At 52.2% G+C, this 26,031-nt stretch carries 20 protein-coding genes; 4 read left to right on the top strand and 16 right to left on the bottom strand.

The window, feature by feature from the left end:
- Positions 1-22: 22 nt before the first annotated feature.
- The 7 genes from KHQ09_RS02070 to KHQ09_RS02040 all read right to left on the bottom strand — a co-directional run bounded on the left by KHQ09_RS02070 (position 23) and on the right by KHQ09_RS02040 (position 10,790).
- A complete protein-coding gene (locus KHQ09_RS02070) occupies positions 23-1,693 on the bottom strand; it encodes a formate--tetrahydrofolate ligase (RefSeq protein ID WP_213600251.1) in 1,671 nt (556 codons plus the stop codon).
- 228 nt (positions 1,694-1,921) lie between these two features.
- Positions 1,922-2,668, bottom strand: a complete 747-nt coding sequence (locus tag KHQ09_RS02065; protein WP_238481790.1) for an ABC transporter permease — start codon at positions 2,666-2,668, stop codon at positions 1,922-1,924.
- A gap of 113 nt (positions 2,669-2,781) precedes the next feature.
- Complete coding sequence (locus KHQ09_RS02060) at positions 2,782-3,663, bottom strand: ABC transporter permease (RefSeq protein ID WP_213600249.1); 882 nt, start codon at positions 3,661-3,663, stop codon at positions 2,782-2,784.
- Positions 3,656-4,735, bottom strand: a complete 1,080-nt coding sequence (locus KHQ09_RS02055; protein ID WP_213600248.1) for an ABC transporter ATP-binding protein — start codon at positions 4,733-4,735, stop codon at positions 3,656-3,658. Before KHQ09_RS02055 ends, KHQ09_RS02060 begins: the two co-directional genes overlap by 8 nt.
- 115 nt (positions 4,736-4,850) lie before the next feature.
- Positions 4,851-6,002 carry an extracellular solute-binding protein gene (locus KHQ09_RS02050; RefSeq protein WP_116088254.1) on the bottom strand — a complete coding sequence of 384 codons (1,152 nt, stop codon included), beginning with the start codon at positions 6,000-6,002 and terminating at the stop codon, positions 4,851-4,853.
- A 349-nt stretch (positions 6,003-6,351) separates the two neighbouring features.
- Positions 6,352-9,540 carry an efflux RND transporter permease subunit gene (locus tag KHQ09_RS02045; protein ID WP_213600247.1) on the bottom strand — a complete coding sequence of 1,063 codons (3,189 nt, stop codon included), beginning with the start codon at positions 9,538-9,540 and terminating at the stop codon, positions 6,352-6,354.
- Positions 9,537-10,790: an efflux RND transporter periplasmic adaptor subunit gene (locus KHQ09_RS02040; RefSeq protein WP_213600246.1), complete on the bottom strand. Its 1,254-nt coding sequence runs from the start codon at positions 10,788-10,790 to the stop codon at positions 9,537-9,539. Before KHQ09_RS02040 ends, KHQ09_RS02045 begins: the two co-directional genes overlap by 4 nt.
- Positions 10,791-11,078: 288 nt before the next feature.
- Here KHQ09_RS02040 and KHQ09_RS02035 point away from each other — a divergent pair, with 288 nt between their 5' ends.
- Together KHQ09_RS02035 and KHQ09_RS02030 are read left to right on the top strand one after the other, a co-directional pair.
- A complete protein-coding gene (locus tag KHQ09_RS02035) occupies positions 11,079-11,366 on the top strand; it encodes a glutaredoxin family protein (protein WP_122006954.1) in 288 nt (95 codons plus the stop codon).
- Entirely contained in the window at positions 11,363-12,391 is a 1,029-nt protein-coding gene (locus KHQ09_RS02030; protein ID WP_213600245.1) for a 2Fe-2S iron-sulfur cluster-binding protein, read from the top strand. Before KHQ09_RS02035 ends, KHQ09_RS02030 begins: the two co-directional genes overlap by 4 nt.
- 82 nt (positions 12,392-12,473) lie before the next feature.
- On the opposite strand, the gene KHQ09_RS02025 is transcribed toward KHQ09_RS02030, so the two are convergent.
- Positions 12,474-12,656, bottom strand: coding sequence for a hypothetical protein (locus tag KHQ09_RS02025; protein ID WP_213600244.1), 183 nt, complete (start codon positions 12,654-12,656; stop codon positions 12,474-12,476).
- 14 nt (positions 12,657-12,670) lie between these two features.
- Positions 12,671-12,865: a heavy-metal-associated domain-containing protein gene (locus tag KHQ09_RS02020; RefSeq protein ID WP_121992388.1), complete on the bottom strand. Its 195-nt coding sequence runs from the start codon at positions 12,863-12,865 to the stop codon at positions 12,671-12,673.
- 161 nt (positions 12,866-13,026) lie between these two features.
- Between KHQ09_RS02020 and KHQ09_RS02015 the strand changes: the two genes are divergently transcribed.
- Positions 13,027-15,528: a heavy metal translocating P-type ATPase gene (locus tag KHQ09_RS02015; RefSeq protein WP_213630806.1), complete on the top strand. Its 2,502-nt coding sequence runs from the start codon at positions 13,027-13,029 to the stop codon at positions 15,526-15,528.
- 62 nt (positions 15,529-15,590) lie between these two features.
- Positions 15,591-16,040, top strand: coding sequence for a Cu(I)-responsive transcriptional regulator (gene cueR, locus KHQ09_RS02010; RefSeq protein WP_213600243.1), 450 nt, complete (start codon positions 15,591-15,593; stop codon positions 16,038-16,040).
- A gap of 80 nt (positions 16,041-16,120) precedes the next feature.
- On the opposite strand, the gene pyk is transcribed toward cueR, so the two are convergent.
- The 7 genes from pyk to KHQ09_RS01975 all read right to left on the bottom strand — a co-directional run bounded on the left by pyk (position 16,121) and on the right by KHQ09_RS01975 (position 26,027).
- A complete protein-coding gene (pyk, locus tag KHQ09_RS02005; RefSeq protein ID WP_213600242.1) occupies positions 16,121-17,536 on the bottom strand; it encodes a pyruvate kinase in 1,416 nt (471 codons plus the stop codon).
- Between the two features lie 51 nt (positions 17,537-17,587).
- Positions 17,588-18,244, bottom strand: coding sequence for a histidine phosphatase family protein (locus tag KHQ09_RS02000; protein WP_238481527.1), 657 nt, complete (start codon positions 18,242-18,244; stop codon positions 17,588-17,590).
- 85 nt (positions 18,245-18,329) lie between these two features.
- Entirely contained in the window at positions 18,330-19,430 is a 1,101-nt protein-coding gene (locus tag KHQ09_RS01995; RefSeq protein WP_213600241.1) for an ABC transporter ATP-binding protein, read from the bottom strand.
- A gap of 17 nt (positions 19,431-19,447) precedes the next feature.
- Complete coding sequence (locus KHQ09_RS01990; protein ID WP_213600240.1) at positions 19,448-21,157, bottom strand: ABC transporter permease; 1,710 nt, start codon at positions 21,155-21,157, stop codon at positions 19,448-19,450.
- Positions 21,158-21,322: 165 nt separating this feature from the next.
- A complete protein-coding gene (locus KHQ09_RS01985; protein ID WP_213600239.1) occupies positions 21,323-22,642 on the bottom strand; it encodes an ABC transporter substrate-binding protein in 1,320 nt (439 codons plus the stop codon).
- A gap of 155 nt (positions 22,643-22,797) precedes the next feature.
- Positions 22,798-24,135, bottom strand: a complete 1,338-nt coding sequence (locus tag KHQ09_RS01980; RefSeq protein ID WP_213600238.1) for a sigma-54-dependent transcriptional regulator — start codon at positions 24,133-24,135, stop codon at positions 22,798-22,800.
- The gene (locus KHQ09_RS01975; protein WP_213600237.1) at positions 24,132-26,027 is read right to left on the bottom strand and encodes an ATP-binding protein; all 1,896 of its coding nucleotides are present in this window, start codon (positions 26,025-26,027) and stop codon (positions 24,132-24,134) included. The genes KHQ09_RS01980 and KHQ09_RS01975 overlap by 4 nt, the downstream gene beginning before the upstream one ends.
- Positions 26,028-26,031: the final 4 nt, after the last annotated feature.

Raw genomic sequence — 26,031 nt, 5'->3', positions numbered from 1 at the left:
TGGATTTTATGCAGACAGAAATTTAGAATAATCCCTGAATTTCATTATTGTGATTAAGCCCGATATGTTCGGCCGCCGGTGTTCTCGGCAGGCCAGGCATGGTCATAATGTTCCCGCAAATAGCGACAATGAAACCGGCTCCGGCAGAGAGTTTGACTTCACGGACAGGCACAATATGGCCTGAAGGTGCGCCTAAAGCGGTCGGATCGACAGAAAAACTATACTGCGTTTTCGCCATGCAGACAGGCAAATGCCCAAACCCGTCGCGCTCCCATTGCTCAAGCTGTTTCAGAACTGCCGGTTCTGCTCTGGCCTGTTCTGCACCATAGATTTCACGCGCTACTTTCTGGATTTTCTCCCACAAAGGAAGGCTGTCCTCATAAAGCAGCTGCAACTCGGCATCATTATTATCGGCAAGTTTTGCTACTTCATAAGCGAGGTCTTCTGCACCCGCACCGCCTTCTGACCAATGCCGGCAAAGAATTGCTTTAACACCGGCCTCGTTGCAAACATCATTGAGTACAGCGATTTCTTCATGCGTGTCGGTAGCGAAATGGTTGATCGCGACCACAACCGGCAGGCCAAATTTCTGAACATTACGGATATGCCGGATGAGATTGCTGGAGCCTTTTTTCAATGCTTCTGCATTGCCGGTACCAAGCTCACTTTTCGGTACGCCGCCATTCATCTTCAATGCACGGATCGTTGCAACAACAACAACGGCATCAGGGCTCAATCCGGCTTTACGGCATTTGATATTGAAAAACTTTTCAGCACCCAAATCAGCACCAAATCCGGCTTCGGTCACAACATAATCACCAAGTGCCAGTGCTGTTTTAGTCGCGATAACACTGTTGCAACCATGCGCAATATTGGCAAATGGCCCGCCGTGAATAAGCACGGGATTGTTTTCGATTGTTTGAACCAAGTTCGGTTGCAATGCATCTTTCAGCAGCGCCGTCATGGCACCGTCGGCCTTCAGATCAGCGGCTGTAATCGGTTGTTTATCAAGATTATAACCGACAATGATCCGCGCCAGACGTGCTTTCAGATCAGTCAGATCCTCCGCAAGGCAGAGGATCGCCATAACCTCGGAAGCAACCGAAATATCAAATCCGGATTCGCGCGGATAACCGTTGGAAGGGCCGCCGAGTGCAATTGTTATATCCCGCAAGGCGCGGTCATTCATATCAACCACGCGCCGCCAGCTGATACGACGTGTATCAAATCTTAAGCTGTTGCCCCAATGAATATGGTTGTCGATCATTGCGGCGAGCAGATTATTAGCACTGCTGATTGCGTGAAAATCGCCGGTAAAATGAAGATTAATATCTTCCATCGGAATAACTTGTGATTTTCCGCCGCCTGCCGCGCCGCCTTTCATGCCAAAATTTGGCCCGAGGCTTGGCTCACGCAGACAAATGACCGCTTTCTTGCCGATTTTGTTCAGTGCATCGCCCAGCCCCACAGAGGTTGTGGTTTTGCCTTCTCCGGCTGGTGTAGGATTGATCGAAGTGACCAGAATAAGCTTGCCCTTGCGGCCGGATTTAAGCCTGTTCACCACATTATGGGTCAGTTTTGCTTTATCATGGCCATAAGGCAACAGATCATCAGACCCGAGATTCAGTTTCGCGGCAATTTCAATGATCGGGCGCTTTTGGGCTGCGCGGGCAATCTCAATATCAGAATACATTGAACACTCCGCCGGTAAAATAGCTTTTATTGTTCATAACTGATCCCTGTCTGTTTTTGAAAACCGCGCTCTTCCGCGTTTCTATCGCATCACAGGTTTTATGGATAGTCCCGGTTTTTCTGCAACCTTTCTCCGTTGCTGATCAGAAACGGAAAAACATACAGCAGATTATGGAAAGTAGGAGCAGAGGCGCAGCATATTTTTTGGACCACGCCCCGTATCAACAGCCTATGAGCGTTTTCTGCGGCGGGCAATCTCCCAAACGATTGCACCGGCAATGGTAAGTATCATCATCGTTAAGCCGAGAGCATTCACTGCAGGCGTAAGACCTGCACGGACTTTGGCGGCGATAAAGATGGTGAGGGGCGTTTCGGTGCCGCGCACAAACAGTGTTGTGTTATAATTCTCAAAGGATTGCAGAAATGCGATACATGAAGCTGCCAGCAAAGACGGACGCAGATAGGGCAGCAGAATGCGGCGGAACACATAGGCACGGGAAGCACCAAGACTGAGCGCGGCATCTTCCATCGTGCGGTCAAAGCGCTGCAACCGTGCGGCAATCATCAGCATCACAAAAGAAATAATGAAACTGGATTGTGCCAAAATGGTCAGGAAAAGACCGCCGCTGATCCCTGTTTTGCGCCAGAACAATAATGTGGCAATGCCAATCACGACCCCCGGTGTGAGCAGGGGCGAGACCATCAAAGCATAAAGGAAATTACGCGAACGCCCGTGCAGGCTGGTCAGAAGAAGAGCGGCGGCAGTGCCGACTGGCAGAGAAATCGCAATCACGCCCGCTGCAATCAGTAGGGACTTGCTTAGTGCAGTCCACATTTGCGTGTCTTTGAACATGGCATCAACCCATTGAAGGGTGGTGCCAAGCCATGGCGTAATCGTGGGAAAGCTGCTGCTGTTAAATGTAGCCGCCGCAAGAATACCAAGCGGCAACATCAGATAGGTGAAAAACAACAGCATATAGAGCGCAAAACCAATGCGCGGCAGCCTGTCGCTGAGACGTTGCAGCCATGTCGGCTGATAAAAGCGCTGATTATAGCTTGCGGCCTGACCCGAAATAGACTGAAAATTACTCATTTAACGGCACTCGCAAGGTTGACGCGGAACAGGCGCAATGTGCCCAGTACTACAAACATACATAGAACCAGCAAAGTGACCGCATAGGCCGCGCCGCGGTTCCAATTGCCGCTTTCAAAGAACCAGTCATAAATCAGCTGGGTAAACCAACGGCTGCCGGGTGCACCCAGAAGTGCCGGTGCCATATAGCTGCCTGCAGACAGCATGAAGGTGAAGACACAGCCTGTTGCAATTCCGACCTTGGCATGGGGCAGGACAATGCGGCGATGGATGCGCCATGCACTTGCCCCCATATCATGAGCAGCATCAATCTGGGCATGGTCGAGTGTGCTGATCAAATTATACATCGGGAACAGCATGAACAGCAGATAGGCATAGGCCATACCGGCCAGCACGCCGCCGTCACCATACCAACGCACGGGCTCATCAAGCAGACCGAGGTTAAGCAGAATCGCGTTCAGCGGGCCTTCAAAAGCCAGAATGATAAACCATGCCAGACCACGCAGCACTTCATTCATCATATAAGGGATCATGAGAACAACGAGCACAAAGGCTGTTTTGCGCATGCTCGCAACCTGCGCCAGCCAATAGGCCAGCGGATAGCACAGCACAAAAGTGGTCAGGGTCACAAAAGCGCTCGACCAGATTGTTTTCAGAAAGATAGCGCTATGACTGCGGTGGTTCCACAAATAGAGAAAATTATCTGCGGAATAGACGTCTTTTTCTCCGCCCAGTTGTGAGGGCGGCAGGTTAGGGCGCAGCGCAAAATCCAGCATCGTCAGATTGGGGATCAGCACCAGACACAGCAGCCAGAAAGTAACAATGGCGATGAAAATAGTGCCGAGTATTTTGCCAAAGCGTTGATAGATCTCAGTCATGTGCCAGCACCACCGCGTCCTGTTTGGAGAAACCGGTCGTAAAACTGCTACCGATTTCCGGCACCTGATGCAGTTTCTTATGCGGTATCGTGACCTGCATATTCAGCGGGGATTGTTCATGATGCATAACCGTATGCGCAGTGGCAAAAGAACCTTCAAAATCAAAGCGCTTTGAGACAACCGTGAGCTTGTTATCTTCTTCTGCGGCGTCCAAAGTCAGCGCTTCAGGGCGCACATAGAGGCGTGCTTTCTGGTTGCGCTGCAAGACGGCGCCGCGACGGCCGATAAAGCGGCCATGGATACCTTCCAGCACAACAAAATCGTCAAAAGTATCAACGACAGTACCGGAGACAATATTATTCTCGCCCACAAATTCAGCGACAAATGAAGTGGCAGGCTTGGTGTAAAGATCGATCGGCGCACCAACCTGCTGTAGGCGACCGGCATTCATCACCGCAATGCGATCTGACATCGCCAACGCTTCAGACTGGTCATGGGTGATATAAATGAAAGTCACGCCGGTGCGTTTTTGCAACTCACGAAGCTCGGCACGCATATGTTGACGGAGTTTCAGATCAAGCGCTGACAACGGTTCATCCAGCAGCAATACCTGCGGCTCAATAGCCAGAGCGCGGGCAATAGCAACGCGCTGGCGCTGGCCACCTGATAATTCATGGGGCATACGATCACCGTAGCCGGGCAGAGCAATCAGCTCCAGAAGACGGTCTGCCTCACGGCGGCGCTGCGCTTTGCTGACGCCGCGCACTTCAAGACCAAAGGCGATGTTTTCCCAGACCGGCATCAGCGGGAACAGTGCAAGAGACTGAAAGATCATCGCAGTCGGGCGACGATTGGCCGGAACATTGGTCATGTCCTGCCCGTTAATCAGAATTTTACCGGAACTTGGTTGCAAAAAGCCAGAAACCATACGCAGCAGGGTCGTTTTTCCGCAGCCGGAAGGCCCCAGAATGGAAAAAAACTCGCCGGAACGAACATCCAGAGACATAGATTTCACGGCCGTTGTAGCTGCAAATCGCATCTCGACATTCTGAAGGCTGACTGCGTCTGTCATGGGGGATTCTCATTTTTAAATGACGCCGGTTTGCAGTTTTATGTGCAAACCGGCGTTTGGCAGAAAGGCGGGAAGATTTTCACAGATACAGGCAAAACCGTATCTGTTATCCGGTTTATGCGCCTAGGAACTGATCCTGATATTCAGAGCGCAGTTCGACAAACCAGCTTTCCTGAATTGGCCACCACCACAGCTTGTCGAGTGCGTCTTTAGGATAGGCCGCGGCAAAGAATGCTTTGTCGGCTTCCGGCAGCAGTGCTTCAGCACCTTTAGCAGTGGTGTTGACCTTGGCATGGCTTGCATACATCGCACCGGCTTCCGGTGTGAGCATCCAGTTCATAAAGGCATAGGCCTGATCGATATTCTCGGCACCGACCGGCAGAGAAACACCTTCCATCCATGCCAGCGCGCCTTCTTTTGGCGAGATATAGCTGACCGGTTGCCCCTGTTCTTTCAGACCGGCAGCGGTTGAATCCCATGTCTGACCGATAATGCAACCATTGGTGAGGAAAGCGCCCTGTGCTTCATTCTGGTTTGCCCAGAACTGCGCAATATTACCTTTGCGGGCAATCGCTTCTTTGAGGATCACATCATAATTGGCGCGCATCGCTTCTTCGCTGGCAAAGCTTTCCAGCAGCGGGCGTGGCAATTTGCCTTCCGCTTCCAGCCACAGACCGAGACCAACAAGTGCCGAATGGCCGCGAACAGTGGCCTTACCGGCCATTTCCGGCTTCCACAGATCGCTATAAGAAGCTTCACCATAAACAAGCGGCGATTTTTCCGTGTTGAAGGCAATGGCTTCTGTGCCCCAATCAGTTGGCACCTGATAACGCTTGCCATCAACAACCGCGCCGAGTTTTTCGGAGCTCTTCAAAGCGCTGTCGATACAGCGATCCCATTCAACCTTGCTTTCATCAATTGGCGCGATCAGCGAGGATTCCACGTAATTCGGTACGCGGTCGAGCGCCGGCCAGATGACGTCAAAACCCTGACCCTGATTGACTTTCATCAGGTTGAGGATTTCATCATTGGTACCATAAGCGGTATAAGTGGCTTTGATGCCTGTGGCTTTTTCAAAAGCAGCAAGCATTTCCGGCGAGACATAACCCGCCCAGGCAGCAATACGCAGTGTGCCCGAGGAGGACAGAGCGTCACCGGCACGCAGAACAAACGGCATGCTCAGGGCAGTTGCGGCTGTGCCACGCAGAAATGTGCGGCGGCTGAGCGGGAATGCAGTGCGGGTGGATGTCTTATTATCAAAGGCCATCAGGCGCTCTCCTGTTCAAGATGAATTTCATCTCATCGGGTTATTCGAGCAGGCACCTAACAGCGGCAGATAACAGTTCAGTGACGGTTTCTTGTGATTTTTTTAAAACTATTTGAACATTTTATGATGCTTGGTTCAGGGAATAGCGGTCTGCTGAGCATGTGTTTGATACGCTTGAAGAACTCGGAAACAGGCATTTCCAACGCTTCTTTACGCATCAATTAGTTCCATAATACGTATTATGTATTTTAAAGCAGAGGTAATTTACAAATAAAATTGCGGAGGCGCGTTTCCACGCACCTCCAATGATCACCATTTAAATTTACTCGAAAATCGGTACGCCCTGCGATCACGCTGTGCCGCTTTTCTCATTGACCTGAACTTCAGCTTTAATTTTAGACTGTTCACGGGCAAGTGCCATACGCCGCACCAGAACATAGAAGACCGGTGTCAGCACCAGACCAAACAACGTCACCCCCAGCATACCGGCAAAAACAGCAATACCCATGACATGACGCATCTCTGCTCCCGCTCCTGTCGCCAGCATCAGAGGAACAACACCGGCGATGAAGGCAAGCGACGTCATCAGGATCGGTCGTAAACGCAATCTTGCAGCTTCCAGAACGGCATTGAGCGGATCGAAGCCCTCATCCTCTTTTGCTCTGGCAAATTCCACGATCAGAATAGCGTTTTTAGCGGCAAGCCCCACCAGAACCACGAAGCCGATCTGTGTGAAAATATTATTGTCACCGCCTGTGAGCCAGACACCGGCAATTGCTGACAACAATGCCATTGGCGCAATCAGCAGAACCGAAAAAGGCAACGACCAGCTGTTATATTGTGCGGCCAGAATGAGAAAAGCGAGCAATACAGACAGCGGGAAAACATACATGGCTGCATTGCCTGCCTGTTTTTCCTGATAGGCAAGTTCCGTCCATTCAAAAGCCATACCGGCCGGCATTATTTCCAGAGCTATGCGCTCTATCGCGGCGGTTGCCTGTCCGAAAGAATAGCCGGGTGCAGGACTGCCGCTGATATCCGCCGAAGGGAAACCGTTATAATGCATGATACGATCCGGTCCCGAACTATCCTTCACTGTCAGCAAAGCTGATAGCGGGATCATATCTCCGGCGGCATTACGCACTTTCAGGCGTCCGATATCCTGCGGCTGCATACGGAAGGGAGCATCGGCTTGCACCATCACACGATAGGTACGGCCAAAACGGTTGAAATCATTGGCATAGAGCGAGCCGAGATAGACCTGCAATGTTTCAAATATTGTATTGAGCGGCACGCCTTGTATTTTCGCTTTGACGCGGTCGATATCAACCTGCACCTGCGGCGCGTTCACCTGAAAACTGGCCAGCATACCTGCCAGTTCCGGTGTCTGCATCGCCTTAGCCATGATCTCACTCTGCGCTTTTGCCAGTGCTTCAAAACCAAGCCCCGTCCGGTCCTCCAGCTGAATTTTAAAACCACCGGTAGAGCCAAGACCCGGCACAGGCGGCGGCGGGAAAATACCCGCGAAACCATCCGGTATCTGACTGAATTTACCCATCAACCGCCCTGCAATCGCAAAGGCAGACAAAGACGGATCTTTACGCTCATCAAATGGCTTGAGCATTGTAAACATCACGGCAGCATTGGGGATATTGACCATGCCATTCACTGAAAGCCCCGGAAATGCGACAACGCTTTCTACCCCCGGCTCTGCCAGAGCAATTTCAGACATGGTTTTGATCATAGCTTCTGTACGGTCAAGCGATGCGCCTGTAGGCAGTTGCGCTATGCCGACCAGATAATATTTATCCTGTGCAGGCACGAAGCCAATCGGCACAGTCTGAAAACCAAGCCATGTTGTGCCGACCAAAGCAGCATAAACTAACAGGACAAACCCGCTCAGGCGAATGGCACGGCGCACCGACCAGACATAGGCATTGGACGCACGGTCAAAGAACAGATTGAAGCGCCGGAAAAACCAGCCAAACAGCCGGTCAATGATAATAGTAAGCCTGTCGCGTTTCACTTCGCCATGATGCGGTTTCAGCAAAACACCAGCCAGCGCCGGAGACAATGTCAAAGAATTGATTGCGGAAAGAATGGTTGAAATAGCAATCGTCAGGGCGAATTGCCTGTAGAACTCCCCCTGCAATCCGGTAAGGAAAGCCGAAGGAATAAACACTGCTGACAGCACCGAGGTAATGGCGATAATCGGCCCTGTCACTTCATCCATAGCTTTACGCGCAGCTTCTTTGGGCGTTTCTCCCAAGGCAATATGGCGCTCTGCATTTTCCACAACCACAATCGCATCATCGACCACAATACCGATAGAAAGCACCAGCCCGAACAGCGACAATGTATTCAGCGAGAAGCCGAACAGATACATCAGGGCGAATGTGCCGACCAGTGATACCGGCACGGCAACAAGCGGAATAATCGAAGCGCGCCATGTCTGCAAAAACAGCACGACGACAAGAACCACCAGTACGATGGCCTCAAGTAATGTCACGACCACGGCTTCCAGAGAGGCCTTAACGAAGACTGTCGGATCATAGGCAATACGATATTCTATACCTTCAGGAAAATCTTTCTCCAGAACATTCATTGCATCGCGGATAGCTGCTGATACATCCAGCGCATTCGCGCCCGGACTTTGAATAATCTGAATTGCCAGTGCCGGTTTACCGTCCAACAGACTGCGCAGCGCATAAGCATCCGCACCAAGTTCGATACGGGCAACATCCCGTAAGCGTGTTACCTGTCCCTCAGAACCGGTTTTAACAACAATATCGCCGAACTGCTCCTCATTGGATAATCTGCCCAGCGTGTTGACTGTCACCTGAAATGCTGAGGAAGCATCCGGTTGCTGACCTACCGAACCGGCGGCGACCTGCACATTCTGCTCCTGAATTGCTGCAATCACATCGGACGCGGTCAGACCGCGTGCCGCAACCTTATTCGGGTCAAGCCAGACCCGCATCGAATATTCGCCGGCGCCCCAGACCAGCACATCGCCAACTCCCGGCACGCGCGCCAGCTGATCACGCACCTGTAGCAGTGCATAGTTCGACAAATACAGCGGATCATAACGCTGATCCGGTGACACCAGATGCACCACCATCAGAATATCCGGCGAGGTTTTTTGCGTAACCACGCCGATGCGCTGCACTTCCTGCGGCAGGCGCGGCAACACACGGGCAACACGGTTTTGCACCTGAATTTGCGCCATATCAGGATCTGTGCCCTGCTGGAACGCAATTGTCAGCGTCATACGCCCGTCAGTTGCAGCTTGCGAACCCATATAGAGCATATTCTCAACGCCGTTGATCGCCTGTTCCAATGGCGCAGCGACGGTTTCAGCAATCACTTCCGGATTAGCCCCCGGATAGCTGGCCGTGACCTGTACCGTCGGCGGTGTGACCTGAGGATATTCACTCAGCGGCAGTTTCAGCAGGGTCAGGCCGCCTGCAATCAGCATCAGGACAGAAAGCACGACCGCAAAAATCGGGCGGTCGACAAAGAAGCGCGGGATATTCATCGACGCGCCTCCTGTTGAGAAGCTTCTGCCTGAGCGCTGTCAGAAACCCGCTCCGGTACCATTGAAATCATCTGTGGTGTGACCTGCATGCCGGGGCCGACAAGCCCCTTCACGATGATTTTTTCGCCGGCCTGAAGACCGGAAGAAATAACGCGCAAACCATCGACCATCGTCCCGATTTCAACCGGACGAAATTCGGCTTTATTGCCCTCACCTAAAACCAGCACATAACGACGCCCCTGATCTGTACCGATAGCCTGATCATCAATCAAAACTGTTTGCAGCGGCTCTGAGGTCGCCAGTTTTATACGTGCAAAAAGTCCGGGGGCCAGTATGCCTTCAGGATTTTCAACGACAGCACGGGCACGAATGGTGCCGGTGCTTCTGTCTATACGATTACTGATAAAATCCAGAGCCCCGTTATAGGTGAACCCTTTATCCGTCATCAGTGCGATCTGCACCGGCAATGCAGCGTTAACTTTGCTATGTTCCTGAGCCCAGGCACGCGCGACAAAGCTGAGATAAGTCGCCTCATCAATGTCGAAATACACATAGAGCGGATCGGTGCTCACGATAGTCGTAAGCAATGTCGCATTGCCCGCATTTCCCCCTGCTACCAGATTGCCTTCATGCACCAAAACGCGGTCAACGCGCCCGTCAACAGGGGCAGTCACGCGGGTAAAGGACAGATCAAGCTCGGCAGCGGCAACCGCAGCTTTAGCGATAGCAAGCTGAGCTTGACGCTGACTGCGCGCAGCCTGAGCATCGTCAAAAGTTTTTCGGGAGACTGTGCCGTTTGGCGCAAGACTGGCCGTGCGCTTGAAATTGGTTTCCGCCTGCTCCAGCAAAACTTCTGCCTGCTGCAACTCTGCCTTGGCAGCATCAAGAACGACCTGAAACGGTCTGGCATCAATTTCAAACAAAGCTTGCCCCGATTGAACCAGTTCTCCTTCTGGAACACTCACTGTCTCAATTGCACCGCCAACACGTGGACGGAGCTCTACGAGCTTGCTTGCCTCCAGATGGCCGGTAAATTCTGTAGACAGAGCAACCTTACGTGTTACGACCTCTGCTACAGGCACCTGCGGTGCGGGCATTTCTCCTGATTGCGCGGCAGCATAAGGAAGCGCGGCCGACGAGAGAAATGTGAGGAAACGGCTGACATACAGCTCTGCTTTATCGGGATAAAATAATGCCCCGCCGATAATAACGACACCGGTCAAGTACAGTGCCGTGATTTTCTTTTTCATTTCAGTTTACCTTCATAAAGGCATCTTCAGGAGATGCCACGCTCAATTTTTATGAAGGTGGCGTTTCCAACGCTGGAAAGGTCAAGAGCCTTAAAAGCAGAACAAAGAATTTCTGTCTCACTCCGAAAACATCCTTCCCCGCTTTACGACGTTCCGCTTTTCCCGCCGGAAACAGCTCTTGACCTTACAAGCGCTGGAAGCCGCACTCTGCCTGCAATGTTGTTCTGCCAGCACAATTCCGTCGCTGTTTTCAGAGCAATTTTGTCCGATACAGAGAAAGGCAAAAAGATGAATGCCGGTACACCGCAACTCCTCATCTATACAACTCCGACCTGCCCCGATTGCCATGCACTCAAGCGCTGGCTCGCCCAGCAAAAGATTGCCTATGAGGAACGCGATCTCACCGATCCGCTGATCGCAGAAGAAGCCAAAACACGGACAGGTGTGCGTGTTGCACCGATCAGCATTGTCGGCGATCAGGTTTTTTACGGCACATTTTTGAGCCAGAAACCCGGCTTGATGAAGGCACTTGGTTTGTCAGATGCACAGCTGAAAACATCCGAGGCGCAGCCATGACCTCAAAACACATTGATATCCGCCAGACCCGCAGCAGCATTACCTGTGCTGGCGGACAAACTCTGCTGGAAGCAGCTCTTGCAGCAGGTATTTCCTATCCTCACGGTTGCAAATCCGGCCGTTGCGGCTCCTGCAAATCCCGCCTCATAGAGGGAGATGTAGAAATGCTTCAGCACTCCCGTTTCGCCCTCTCGGACGAGGAAAAAGCCGAAGGTTTAATTCTCGCATGCCGTTCTGTACCGCTGACAGATGCAACTGTGGCGTGGCTGGGCGCAGAGCATGAAGAACTGCAACCTGCGCAGCAGGTAAAAGGTATTGTTACCCGTATTGAAGATCTCACCCATGATATCAAACTGGTGCAGGTCACGCCTGAAAATGGTTTGCCGCTGCATTTTTCGGCGGGACAATATGCTGAACTCAGCTTTCACGGCGTACCTTCCCGCAGCTATTCCATGGCGAACCGCTCCGGTGAAAGCTACCTTGAATTTCACATCCGTCATGTGCCCAGAGGCATTACATCCGGCTATGTGCATAAGACCCTGAAAACCGGTGACGCCGTAAAGATGGAAGTCGCGTTAGGGGCTTCATTTCTGCGGCAACATCACAACGAGCCGATCTTGTGTATCGCCGGAGGCTCAGGGCTGGCGCCGATTAAATCCATTGTAGAAACCGCTCTTGCTCATGGCATGAAACAGCAGATTCATGTCTATTTCGGTGTACGTTCCGAACGTGATCTTTACCTCACTGAGCATTTTCGCAGTCTGACAGAAAAGCACCCGAACCTGTCTTTCACACCGGTCTTATCAGAAGCACGCTCTGAACTTTACCGGAGCGGTTTTGTGACCCGCGCGGTTGCACAGGACATTTCTGATTTCAACGGCTGGAAAGCCTATGTCGCGGGGCCACAATTGATGGTGGATGCAGCAATGGCGGTTACTTTTGCCCGCGGATTACAAAAAGAAGATATGCATGCAGATATCTTCTTCACGCCGGAAACATTACCAATCGTGGCTGTAGCCGAATAAAACAAAACCCGCTGCGAGATAATCGCAGCGGGTTCTTCATGATGCGGGTATAGCGAACTCTCAACACACTACCAGCTTATTGTCACGGAACCGGTTTTGGTTCAGAAGATGCCTCTTCTGTCCGCATTGCATGATCCGGCATTGTCATGCCCTGCATGGAATGCCCTTGCATCCCGCCTTTCATTTCCAGCCGGTTTTGTACAAATACCAGCCCGACACTCACAGCAAGTGCGCCTGCAATAAGAATGAGGCTCAGCTTGTTCATAATCATTCCCCTGTTTAGTTTACAGCTGCGGGATAACCTGCCTCTTCGAGAACTTTCTGCAGTGCATCGGAACTGACTGCAGTTTCAATTCTTACCAGCCGTGTTGCCGGATCGGTTTCAATCTTCGCATTAGCATCCACCGACTGAATGGCTTTGGTCACGGATTTAGCACAGCCGCCGCAGGTCATATTTTCGATCTTCAGTTCCATGAGACTTCTCCTTTATTTGGCTCTCATGAAGTCAAGATGGGGTTTCCAACCATGGAAAGGTCAAGGGTGAAAACAAAGAAATTTTTGCTCTTGACCTTCCAATTGTTGGAAGCCTCATGCTCGCACCGAATTTAAATTTTCGGAAAGAAAAGGAGGCGGCTATGAATGCCCCCGTTCGAGCAAAAGACTTATCTGAAACTGTGTCCTTACCTGTTGAGGGGATGACCTGCGCATCCTGCGTCGGCAGTATTGAACGTGCACTCAAAGCTGTGCCGGGTGTTGAAATCGTATCCGTTAATCTGGCAACAGAGCGCGCGAATATCACAACCGATTCAACTGTCCCTCGTGTGAGATTAATCGAAGCCATCGAAAAGGCCGGCTACTCTGTACCTGCGCAAATGCCTGTTGCAACCGGCCCTGTAGAACTCTCCGTTGAAGGCATGACCTGCGCATCCTGTGTCGGTCGTGTTGAACGCGCATTGAAAGCTATTTCAGGCGTTACAAATGCTGTGGTCAATCTGGCAACAGAACGCGCAACTATTCACGGCACAGCGAATACCGCAGACCTGATCGCCGCAATTGCTGATGCCGGTTATGAAGCCAAACTGATTGCAGGCTCCGGCAGTAAAAGCAGCAATGAAGATGACGCACGGGCAGAGAGAAAAGAAACCGAACGCCGTGAGCTGACCCGCGATTTCACCATAGCGGGGGTTCTGACGCTTCCTGTTTTCCTGATGGAAATGGGATCGCATATTATTCCGGGTGTGCACGGGCTGATTGAATCAACCATCGGTATGCAGTGGAACTGGTATATCCAGTTTGCTTTGACGACTTTGGTGCTCTTCATTCCGGGTATCCGGTTTTATGAAAAAGGACTTCCGGCGCTTATGCGTTTTGCACCGGATATGAACTCACTGGTGGCTGTCGGAACACTGGCAGCTTACGGCTATTCGCTGGTTGCGACCTTCGCCCCCGGCCTTCTGCCTGCCGGTACCATCAATGTCTATTATGAAGCGGCAGCCGTTATTGTCACGCTGATCCTGCTTGGCCGTTTATTGGAAGCACGCGCTAAAGGGCGCACCTCCGAGGCGATCAAACGTCTGGCCGGTCTTCAGGCAAAAACCGCACGGGTGCGCAGGAATGGTCAGGCCGTCGATCTGCCGATTGATGATGTTGTGTCCGGTGATATTGTTGAGGTTCGTCCGGGTGAGCGCCTGCCGGTCGATGGCGAAGTCGTCGAAGGCACCAGCTATGTCGATGAATCCATGATCACCGGTGAGCCGATCCCTTTGGCAAAATCCGTTGGCAGCGAGATTGTCGGCGGCACCGTCAATCAGAAGGGTGCATTCGCCTATCGCGCAACCGCTGTCGGCGGCAACACTGTTCTGTTCCAGATCATCCGTATGGTTGAAGAGGCTCAGGGTTCCAAACTGCCAATTCAGGCACTGGTCGACAAAGTGACCATGTGGTTTGTACCGGCTGTCTTTGCAGTTGCTGCTCTGACATTTGCCGCATGGCTCATCCTTGGTCCGTCACCGGCGCTGACTTTCGCATTGGTGAATGCCGTTGCCGTGCTGATTATCGCCTGCCCGTGTGCCATGGGTTTGGCAACACCAACCTCAATCATGGTCGGCACCGGTCGCGGTGCAGAACTCGGCGTCCTCTTCCGTAAAGGCGAAGCGCTGCAATTGCTCAAAGATGCCAAGGTTGTCGCTCTTGATAAAACAGGCACGCTGACTGAAGGCAAACCTGCTCTGACGGATCTGGAACTGGCAAACGGCTTTGATCGTGCCAATGTGCTGGCACTTGTTGCAGCAGTCGAAGCCAAGTCGGAACATCCGATTGCCCGTGCCATTGTCGATGCGGCAGCACATGAAGGGCTTTCATTGTCACCCGTATCCGATTTTGAATCGGTTACAGGTTTCGGTGTCAAAGCGGTAGTGGATAGCAAACGCATTAAGATTGGTGCAGATCGTTATATGACCGAACTCGGCCATGATGTATCTGCTTTTGCCAAAATTGCTGAACGTCTTGGTAATGAAGGCAAATCCCCGCTTTATGCGGCAATCGACGGCAAGCTGGCAGCCATCATTGCTGTTGCCGATCCGATCAAGAAAACCACACCTGCGGCCATTAAAGCCATGCATAATCTCGGCCTCAAAGTGGCAATGATTACCGGTGACAATGCCCGCACAGCCAAAGCGATTGCAGCACGTCTGGGCATTGATGAAGTGGTGGCTGAAGTTCTGCCGGATGGCAAAGTTGAAGCTATCCGCCGCCTGAAGGCTCAATATGGTCAGACTGCTTTCGTCGGCGATGGCATTAATGATGCACCGGCACTGGCTGAGGCGGATGTGGGTCTGGCCATCGGCACAGGTACAGATATTGCCATTGAAGCGGCAGATGTCGTGCTGATGTCCGGTAGTTTGCAGGGCGTGCCGAATGCAATTGCCCTGTCAAAAGCAACTATCCGCAATATCCGGCAAAACCTGTTCTGGGCATTTATCTATAATGCCGCTCTGGTTCCGGTTGCAGCCGGTCTGCTTTATCCGGTCTATGGCATTCTGCTGTCTCCGGTTTTTGCCGCCGGTGCGATGGCACTGTCCAGTGTGTTTGTACTGGGCAACGCCCTGCGCTTGCGTTCATTCAAAATCGCCAACTGACAAAGTCTTGCAGCCGGTCTTTTTATGCGGACTGGCTGCACATTCTTGGAAGGAGAACCTCGATGAATATTGGTCAGGCAGCAAAAGCATCCGGCGTATCAGCCAAAATGATCCGCTATTATGAGCAAATCGGGCTTGTGCCGGTCGCTGACCGCACATCCGCCGGCTATCGTGATTATTCCAACACCGATGTGCATATGCTCCGCTTCATCCGGCGGGCACGCGATCTGGGATTTTCCGTTGCCGAAATCAGCGATCTTCTCAGCCTGTGGCGGGATGATTCACGCAAAAGCGCAGAAGTCAAACAAATGGCGCAAGGCCATATCGACGAACTGGCCATCAAAATCAAAGCGCTGCAGGATATGTCCAACACACTAACAATGCTGGTCAATGCCTGTCAGGGGGATCACCGGCCGCATTGCCCGATCCTGAAACGCCTTGAAACCGATCCGGAAGATGAAGATCTGTCTATCTATCCGCGCCGCGGTGCTGTGGATCGCCGTTTACAATGAAACAAAGCAACACTAAAATGATAGCTTAATTGGCCGGAACAGAATGACCTCATCACCATAATCCGATTAATCACGTCATGCTATAATTCAGCAATACGCAGCATATTCGTGCTGCCCGGTATTCCAAAAGGCACGCCTGCAGAAATGATAATACTATCTCCCTGCCCGCCGAACCCTTCCGCTTCCACAATGGCACAGGCACGTTTCACAGTTTCATCTATATCTGCGGTGTCATCCGTGGTGACACAATAAAGACCCCAGACCAGAGACAGCCGTCGCGCGGTTTGCACCACAGGCGAAAGCGCAATAATCGGCACCGGAGGGCGTTCCCGCGCGGCACGCAAACCTGTCGTACCCGACGAGGTGTAACAAACAATGGCAGCAAGCCCTAGCGTGACTGCGATCTGGTGTGCCGCCAGAGAAATTGCGTCAGCACCGGTTGCCTCAGGGGCAGCGCCCTGCTTGTTGATAATACCCGCATAAAGCGGATCAAGTTCCACATTGCGGGCGATAGACGCCATTGTTGCCACAGCTTCAACCGGATAATCACCTGAAGCGGATTCTGCCGAAAGCATGATGGCGTCTGCGCCTTCGAAAACCGCAGTTGCCACATCCGAAACTTCTGCACGCGTTGGCACCGGAGCGCTAATCATAGATTCCAGCATTTGCGTGGCAATCACCACGGGTTTGCCTGCGCGTCTGCACGCCCGTGTCAGTTGTTTTTGTAATCCGGGAACAGATTCAAGCGGCATTTCCACGCCCAAATCTCCGCGAGCCACCATCAGTGCATCCGAAAGCCTGATAATCTCGTCAATATGATCCAGAGCCTGAGGCTTCTCGATCTTGGACATCAGTCCTACGCGATCACCGGCAATCTTACGCACTTCAATCAAGTCTTCCGGCCTTTGCACGAAAGACAAAGCAACCCAGTCAATTTCGCCGGTTGCAAGTAACGCATCAAGATCTGCCCGATCCTTGTCGGTCAAAACACCCACGGTCAATAATGTATCAGGCAGGCTGACACCCTTGCGGTCAGAGATTTTTGTACCGGCTACAACAGTGGTGGTCATGCTCTCATTGTCAGCTTTTTCCACGCGCAGATGCAGTTTTCCATCATCGATCAGCAGGCGGTGCCCCGCCTTCACCGCTGCAAATATCTCCGGATGTGGAAGAAAAACACGACTGTTGTCACCCGGCTCATCCCTGTTGTCCAACGTAAAACTCTGCCCGACTCTCAGTTCCACGGTGCCTTGTGCAAATCTGCCAATACGCAGTTTTGGCCCCTGTAAATCAGCAAGAATGCCGATCGGGCGGCCACTTTGTAATTCAACAGCGCGAATATGCCGGATTAGTTGGCGCATCATGTCATGGCTGGCATGACTCATATTGATCCGAAACAGATCTGCACCTGCCGCGTGCAACTGCCGGATAATATGCTCTTCAGAAGAAGCCGGTCCGAGTGTCGCGAGTATCTTAACTTTTTTATATTGTTTCATTTGTCGGATTAATCCTGCACTGCAATGTCATCAGAACATGATGGTAATCAATCAAAGGCGCACTGTGGTTCCGGCGCCCTCGCAGCCAAACGCACGCAAAATGCCTGCCGGAATTTCCAGCATGGTTTCACGGCCGGAAGTGAGCAAAAACGATGCCGTCTGCGGCTCGCTATAGGCAAGCATCACTTCAGCGGATGCTTTTGTATAAATACCGCGCAGCGCCCGCAGGCATCCGCTATGCGTTACCACAACATGTGTTGTTTGCTTCTCAAGTGTAGCCAGCCATGTCTGCATCCGTTGTTTCAGATCATTGCGGCTTTCCCCGTTAGGCATCGTATAATCCCACGGATCAGTTTGCTGTGCCCGATATTGATCAGACAAATCCCGTTTGATTTCATCGGATGTTTGTCCCTCCCACACACCGAATGACCGCTCCATAAGAAGCGGAGCCTGTGTGAATTTCTCAAAAGGGACAGTCCAGATACCGGCAAGGATTGATGCCGTTTGCAAAGCGCGGGGCAGCGGACTACTCCAGAATTTCAAACATTGATGAGAGGCGATTGTATCAGCAAGCCGCACCCCGACGGCGCGCGCCTGCCGCACACCATTATTCGTTAAAGGTGTATCTTTCCGGCCCTGTAATCGTCCGGCAACATTCCACTGGGTTTCACCATGACGGATAACAATGAGATCAGGCAGTTCCTGCATAATATACTCAATTAATAGCTGGGGTAATCGGTTATGGTCGTGTTCGGGGGAGCATCCGCCGGTTGATAACCGGCGGATGTCACTATCACTCCGTCAGCCAGAGTGCTGCAGAAGGCTGCAAACCAAGCACTGTTGCAGTTCCCGGTACCAGCAATGTGTCACCGGTATAAAACGGCACATCAATCAGCACCGTCGCAGTGCCAACCTGAACACCATAGCGGATGATTGCACCGAGGAATTCACGATGCGCGATGGTGCCTTCAAGCGCCACGGCACCCTCTTCTGTATGACCAATGGTTGCATATTGCGGGCGGAATACCAGCTTAGCCCCTTGCACAACCTTCGTACCATCGGGCACAGGGATAGACCCCGCCCCTTCCACCACAAAAACACGACCGTCCGGTGTATCCTCCACATGACCGTCGAGAATATTGGCAGTTCCGAGAAAGCTGGCGACAAACAGATTAGCTGGCTTTTCATACAGGCTCATCGGTGTTCCGACCTGCTGAATACGCCCCTCATTGAAGACTGCGATACGATCACAAACCGTATTGGCTTCTTCCTGATCGTGGGTCACAAAAATGGTCGTCAGCTTCAGACGTTGCTGCAAATCGCGTAATTCACGGCGAACCTCGACACGCATTTTCGCATCCAGATTTGACAGCGGTTCATCGAGAAGCAGAACTTTGGGCTCGATGGCAATTGTGCGGGCGAGCGCCACACGTTGCTGCTGTCCACCGGAAAGCTGGGCAGGACGACGATCAGCAAGATGGGTCAGCCCCACCAGTTCCAGAGCCGCCTTAACCCGCTTATCAACTTCTTTGCGCGGCAGTTTGCGCTCTTCCAGACCAAAAGCAACATTGCGAGCAACGGTCATATGCGGCCATAGCGCATAAGACTGGAACACCATGCCAACGTCACGTTTCCACGGCGGCATGTCGAGCACGTCCGCACCGCCAATTTCCACCTTGCCCTGTTGTGCAATGTTAAATCCGGCGATCAGGCGCAGCAATGTTGTTTTCCCGCAACCGGACGGCCCCAGAAAGGCGAAGAATTCGCCGGGTTTAATATCCAGACAAATATCCTTCAGCACATGAACCGCACCATAAGACAGGTTCACATCGCGGATACTGATTGCTTTTGCCGGTGTTGTCGGCAAGGCGGCGCTATTTGTGTCTAATGTCATATTTTTTCTCCCCAATCTTACTTGGCCGCCCCAAGCGTCTTTTGCCGGCGTTCAATAACGTAATGTGATAAAAACGTGCAAAGCCCGACCAGTATCACTGCGATAACCCCGAGTGCGGCACCTGGCCCGCGTCCGGCGGGTGATTGCATGAAGACATAAAGCCCATAGGCAATCGGCGCGTCAGAATTGCTTTGGATGAGCATCAGCGTTGCGGAAAGCTCGACCGCCGCCGTTGCAAAGCTGGTGACAAATCCGGCAAGCAGACCGCCTGTCATCAATGGCAATACAATACGGCGGATTGTTCTCTGCTTTGTTGCCCCGAGATTTTCAGCGGCTTCTTCAAGCGAGATGGACACCTGCTGAAGTGCGGCATAGCAAGCCCGCAGCGCATAAGGCAGGCGACGGATAGCAAGTGCCAGCACCAGCATAACCCAAAGCGTTGCCAGCGGTGTGCCGTCCGGCAGCGGGATATTGTAGAAGGTGCGCAGGTAACCAATACCAAGCACAACACCGGGAATGGCAAGAGCCGAGGTTGCTGCCCAATCCAGCCAGCGACGCCCGATCAGCTTTGTACGCAATACGAGATAGGCAATGGCACTACCCACGATGACATCAATCAAACCGGCAAGGCTGACATAGATCAGCGTGTTTTTAATATAGAGCGAGCTTTCACCGAACACGCGGGTGTAATGCGCCACTGTATAACCGTCCGGCAGCGGGCTGTATGACCAGACCGTAGCAAAAGACAAGAGCAGCAATCCGATATGCGGTGAGAGAACCAGCAGCAGGATGAAACCGACCGTGGCATAAGCCACAAGGCTTTCGCGTCTGGTGAGCTTGCGCTTTGTCAGCCCGCCGCCGCCACGTTGTACCGTGGAATAGTCTTTGCCGCGCATCGCGACTGCGGACAACCACATGGCAAAAATAGACACAACAATCAGAATAACCGCAATCACATAACCCATCGGATCAGTCAGCCCGACCGAAGTCACGCGCAGATAAGCCTGCGGTGCCAGCATATCCTTGACATTGAGAAGCAACGGTGTCGCCAGATCATCAAAAACTTTGACGAAAACAAGCGAGGCACCGGCAAGATAACCCGGCATTGCCAGCGGGAAAACAATACGCCGGAACAAGCGGAAACCCGACGAGCCAAGATTTTGCGCGGCTTCTTCCATCGAGCGGTCGATATTACGCAAGCTCGCAGAAAGATTGATGAGAATGAATGGGAAATAATGCAGTGACTGCACAAAAATAACGCCGTTCAGCCCCTCCATGAAGGGAATACGGAAACCGAACCAGTCATTCAGCAGGAGATTGACCGTACCATTGCGACCAAACAGCAACTGCATCGCCACCGCGCCCACAAAGGGTGGCATGATGAGCGGAATAAAGCCGAGGGTCTGGATAATCATTGACCCGCGAAAATCAAAGCGGGTGGTCAGAACGGCCAGCGGCAATGCAATGACCGTCGCCCAGACAACCGACATGCCTGCAACATAGACCGAATTGAAGAATGAGCGACGGAACAGCTCGGTGTTAAAAAAATCAATAAAATTGATGGCTGTAAGTGCGCCGGTGCCCTTTTCCGTAAACGCCGTATAGATAACCGTTCCGGTGGGAATGAGCAGGAAAACGGCAAGAAACAGGGCAATAATCAGCGCTGTTACGATCTGGCCGGGGCTGGCCGAGTTGCGTTTTCTTGGAATGGATAATGTGAAAGCCATTGCGGCAGTCTCCGGTATGAAGTCGGCTGTTCCGGCAAGCCACAGGGCGCCAGAGCAAACGAAAGCGGATAATCGGATGGAGCCGCCTGCTTTCGCAGGCGGTCTGTCATGCGCCGGAGCATCGCACGGTCAAACCGGACAGTCTGACCGTGAGAAGCTCAGACTTTAGTTGACAAGCGCAAGTGCCTCTTCAGCCTTTGCTTTTGCGGCTGAATATTTTTCCTTGGCAAAAGCAGCCCATTGCTGTTCAAGCTCGGCCTGACGGGCTGTCTTTTCTTTGCCACCGGAAAAAGCATCGCGAAGCTGCTGGCTCACGGCCTCATCAGCACTGACCGGCATAGCGGCAACCAGTGCACGGGCTTCATTGACGAGCGCGCGTGCCGGTGCCTGTTCATTGGCAGCAAGCGCTTTTTCTGCTGCATGAATGGCGCGAGTAGCCGCTTTCAGATTATCAAGCTGAAACGAGATCAGCTGGTCATATAATGCATCAACAGCATCGGTACGGTTCTTGGAAGTTTCAGAGTCAAAGACAAGCATGGTCTGAAAACGGGCATCCTTGAACGGATTTGGGAATCCTTCCGGTGCATTTGCATAACTGGCCGGATTGATCGGAAGACGGCGGATTGCCGGTTCAAGCAAGACGGCCTGCCCTTTTTCTGAAAGCAAGTAATTAACAAAGGCTTCCGCCCCCGCCTGATTAGGCGCATTGGCTACAACACCAATATTGGCAGGTACAACAGTTGTTACTGACGGGTAAGAGAAGCTGACCGGAAAACCGCTTGCCTGTGCCGAGAAGGCAAAGAAGTCAATGACAATGCCAATCCCTGTCTGGCCGGAATTCACCGCATCAGGAACGCCGTAAGAGCGTTCTGTCACCTGCTGAAGATTGCCGCCAATATTCTTGAGCGTTGCCCAGCCCTGATCCCAGCCCTCACCCTGCAAAATAGTTTCAATGGTCAGATGAGTGGTACCGGAACGTGACGGAGCCGCAATAGCGACATGATCATAATATTCCGGCTTGGCCAGATCAGACCACTCAACAGGTTTCGTCAGATTGTTTGCTTCCAGATAGCGGTCATTGGACATAATGCCATAACCGGATGCCGCAAAACCGAAATAATAAGAATCCGGATCATTCACCGGATAGGATCCGACCTTATCCGGCAGGCCTGTGACCGACGGGGTAAATTTGCTCAGCAGGTTACGGCCTTTGAGCACTTCAAAAGCATCCGGTGCGGAAGCCCAGAACAGATCAACCTGATTGTTGGATTTTGTTTCATCAACATATTTTACGCCGGAGCTGGTGCTCTTGTTTTGAACATCAAGCGTGAAGCCCGGATTATTGGCTTCAAAACCGGCCTTAAACGGGTCTGTCACATCTTTTGAGAAAGACGTGACAACAGTTACTTTTCCGCCATTTTGCGCAGAAGCAGTCATAATCATAGCCGCTGACATCAGCATGGTGGCTGCAATCGATTTCAACATAGAACTCTCCTCCCTAGAGTATCGCCTGAGACCAAGCGATACCTTTAAAGAAGCAAGTATCATGCCAAATTTAAAAACGCCGGAAATGCGGGTTTTCGCAAACACAAATGGGTCATAAAGGTAACATGGCCGGCCTGCGCGGGGTCATAAGGGTATCATTCCTCCTCTTCATTCTGTGCGGCGATGTCGAATTTGCGCATTTTCAGATAAAGCGTTTTGCGGGAAATTCCCAAGGCGGTCGCCGAAGCGCCAATGCGCCCGTCGTGATTGGACAAGGTATCAAGCAGGATAGCGCGCTCCAGCTTGTCCATTTGTGCTTCGAGCGTTTGCACTTTGTCTAAAGACAGATCGGTTAATGCATTATTCTCCAGCCCCAGCACATATCGTTCCGCCACATTGCGTAATTCGCGAACATTGCCGGGCCAGCTTCGGCCATCAAGATCGGCGACAAATGTTGCATCCACACGCGGAGCAGCACGCCCCTGCCTTTTTGCTGCAAGATCAAGAAACAGCTTGAACAGCAGTCCGACATCGCCTTTGCGGGCTGACAAAGGCGGAATTTCAACGCGGGCTATATCAAGCCGGTACGCAAGATCTTCGCGAAAACTGCCCTGCACGACCAGCTTATGTAAATCTGTTTTACTGGCTGCAATCACCTGAATATCTACTTTAAGTTCGGTGTTCGAGCCAAGGCGTTCCAGCTTGCGCTCCTGCAAAACACGCAAAAGCCGCACCTGCGCACTCAGCGGCATGGATTCTATTTCATCAAGAAACAGCGTGCCATTATTGGCATATTCTATCTTGCCGATGCGTTTTTCCCGTGCACCGGTAAAAGCGCCGGCTTCATGGCCGAAAAGTTCAGATTCCAGCATTGTTTCAGGGATTGCACCGCAATTAACGGCTACAAAATGCCCCTTTCGATTGCTGAAATCATGCAGCGCACGGGCAGTGACTTCCTTGCCGGTGCCGGTTTTACCAATGAGCAAAATATCCGTGGCCACGCCGCAAATACGTTTTAACCGCTCCCGCAATTGTACGATCGGCGCTGAATGGCCGATCAGACGGGCTTCCCAACCATCAACCGCTACAGCCTGCCGCAACCGGCGATTTTCAAGCAGGAGTTGACGGTGATTACGCGCACGGCGGATGGTTTCGATCAGGATCAGCGGATCGGCCGGTTTTTCCAGAAAGTCCCATGCACCATCACGCATAGCACGCAGAGCCATAGGAATATCGCCATGACCGGACATCAGCACAATCGGTATTTCCGCATCAATGGACTGCACGGCTTTGAGGAGATCGAATCCGTCATGCTCCGGCATGCGTACATCGGAAACGACAATCGCACCGCTATCAACACGCATATCACGCAGCGCAGATGCAACCGAGCTATGCGCCGCAACCCTATAATCTTCAAGCTCCAGCACTTCACGGCATGCCTCAAGCACGCTTGCATCATCGTCGATAAGAATAACATCCGGTTGCAAGGTCATTCCGGCCCTTTCAGCAAAACTATAAACCGCGTTCCATGCGGTCCTGTATCCAGCACCGCAATGCTGGCACCGAAGTCTTTGACAATATTATAAGAAATTGAAAGGCCAAGCCCTAATCCCGATCCGACCGGCTTGGTCGTGAAAAACGGATCAAACACTGCTTTCAGATGATCGCTCTCAATCCCTGTTCCGGTATCTGCAATAATCAGACTTGCACCATGCTCAGTCGCCTCAACAGTAACGGAGACTTGGCGGACAGCCTGATCTTTGACCGCATCCAGAGCATTGGCAATGAGATTGACAATCACCTGCTCCAGACGCACTGGTTCAGCCATGACAAGCGGGCAGTCCGATACCGGCAGTTCGAGTTTCAGGCGCACATCATCATCTTCAAAACGGTGTTCCAGTAGGCTAAGCGCTTCCCGCACACTCTTGCACAGATCAACGGCCTGTTGCTTGACATCCGGTCGCCGTGCAAAACGCCGGATATGACTGATCTGGTCGGCCATTCGTGTGGTCAGTTGACGGATCTTGTCAAAATTGACCAGAGCCTGCTCCCCTTTGCCACGCGTAATCAAAGTTGAACCGCTGTGTATATGCGCACGAATTGCTGCAAGCGGCTGATTGAGTTCATGCCCGATACCCGCCGCCATTTGCCCGAGCGCCGCAAGTTTTGCTGATTGAATAAGCTCGTCGCGCGTCTGGCGGAAAAGCAATAATGCCCCCGCCAGATCAGCAAGCTCGTCCGTGCCTTTTGCCGGTATCTCTATCTCCGGTCGCCCCGCACTGATTGCACTGGCTGCTGTTGCCAGTTGCCGGATGCGGAACAGCAGATTTTTATGAACATAAAGCACGCCAATGGCAGTGGCCAAAACCACAGAAAGCAGAGCAATGACTGCCAGCAATTTTCTGCCGGTGCTAATCGCTGATGCTGCGCGTTCGGCCGCTGCCGCCGCACTTGCTTCGATTGCCACAACCTCCGTCTCAATATTGCGGCCAAGATCACTGACGAGCTGGCCGTTCATTACGGCCAGTTCCCCGAGGCGTACAGTTTCGCGCATTTGCGAGCGCTTGCGGTTTGGCGTGCCGGTTGCCGGATCAGACTTTTGTAGAATACGTTTGGCCAGCTGGCGCACAGTTATACTGTCCGGCCAGCTATTGAGTGTTCCAAGATGGTTTGCCAGCTCATCGGCACTATCACCGAGAAAGGCATTCGCCTCCTGAATTTCTTCCGATGTTGAAGCATTGGCAAGACGGGCGATCAGACCTGTCGACAGACTCGCTTGTGCAACAAGTGTCAGCAATGCCTCACTCTTGCGCTGCTCACTGAGCGCCGCCGCATTACGGCCATTGCGCATTTCGGTTTCAATATTAAAACGGGTATCATCAACCAAGGGTGCGGCTTCATCGATCAGATCAGCCTGCACCCAGCGCAATTCATCAATATCTGCATGTATTGCTTCCAGTAAGGTGAAACGCTTACCCGATGTCAGATCAATCTGCTGCAAATTGCGTTCAATAGCGCGCGCCAGCGGCAAGATCGTATTCACCGTCGCGCTGAGGTCACTTTTTTCCAGCAAGTTTTCCAATGCCGTAAGCCGTGCAGCATAAATACGCCGCATCGCAGTATATTCACTTCTGCTTTCAGCCCCTGCCAGTGCGGCTGTCAGTGAACCTATATCCGCACCTGCTTTTGACAGGCGGGACGCAAAAGCCAGTCGTGGCATTTGCTGTTCAGCAATATGAGACAATTCACCGGACAGCCGGTAATAGGACAGCCAGCCGACAATACAGGCACCGACAGCCAGACCGACAATCACAACAAATGCAGCACCGAGCCGTGCACCGATACCAATGCGCCATTGGGTGATTGGCGTAGCAATTCTTCTCATAAAT

Origin of the sequence: Pseudochrobactrum algeriensis (genome assembly GCF_018436245.1) — a bacterium.
Taxonomy (GTDB): domain Bacteria; phylum Pseudomonadota; class Alphaproteobacteria; order Rhizobiales; family Rhizobiaceae; genus Pseudochrobactrum; species Pseudochrobactrum saccharolyticum.
This window is presented reverse-complemented; position numbering and strand designations above follow the sequence as displayed.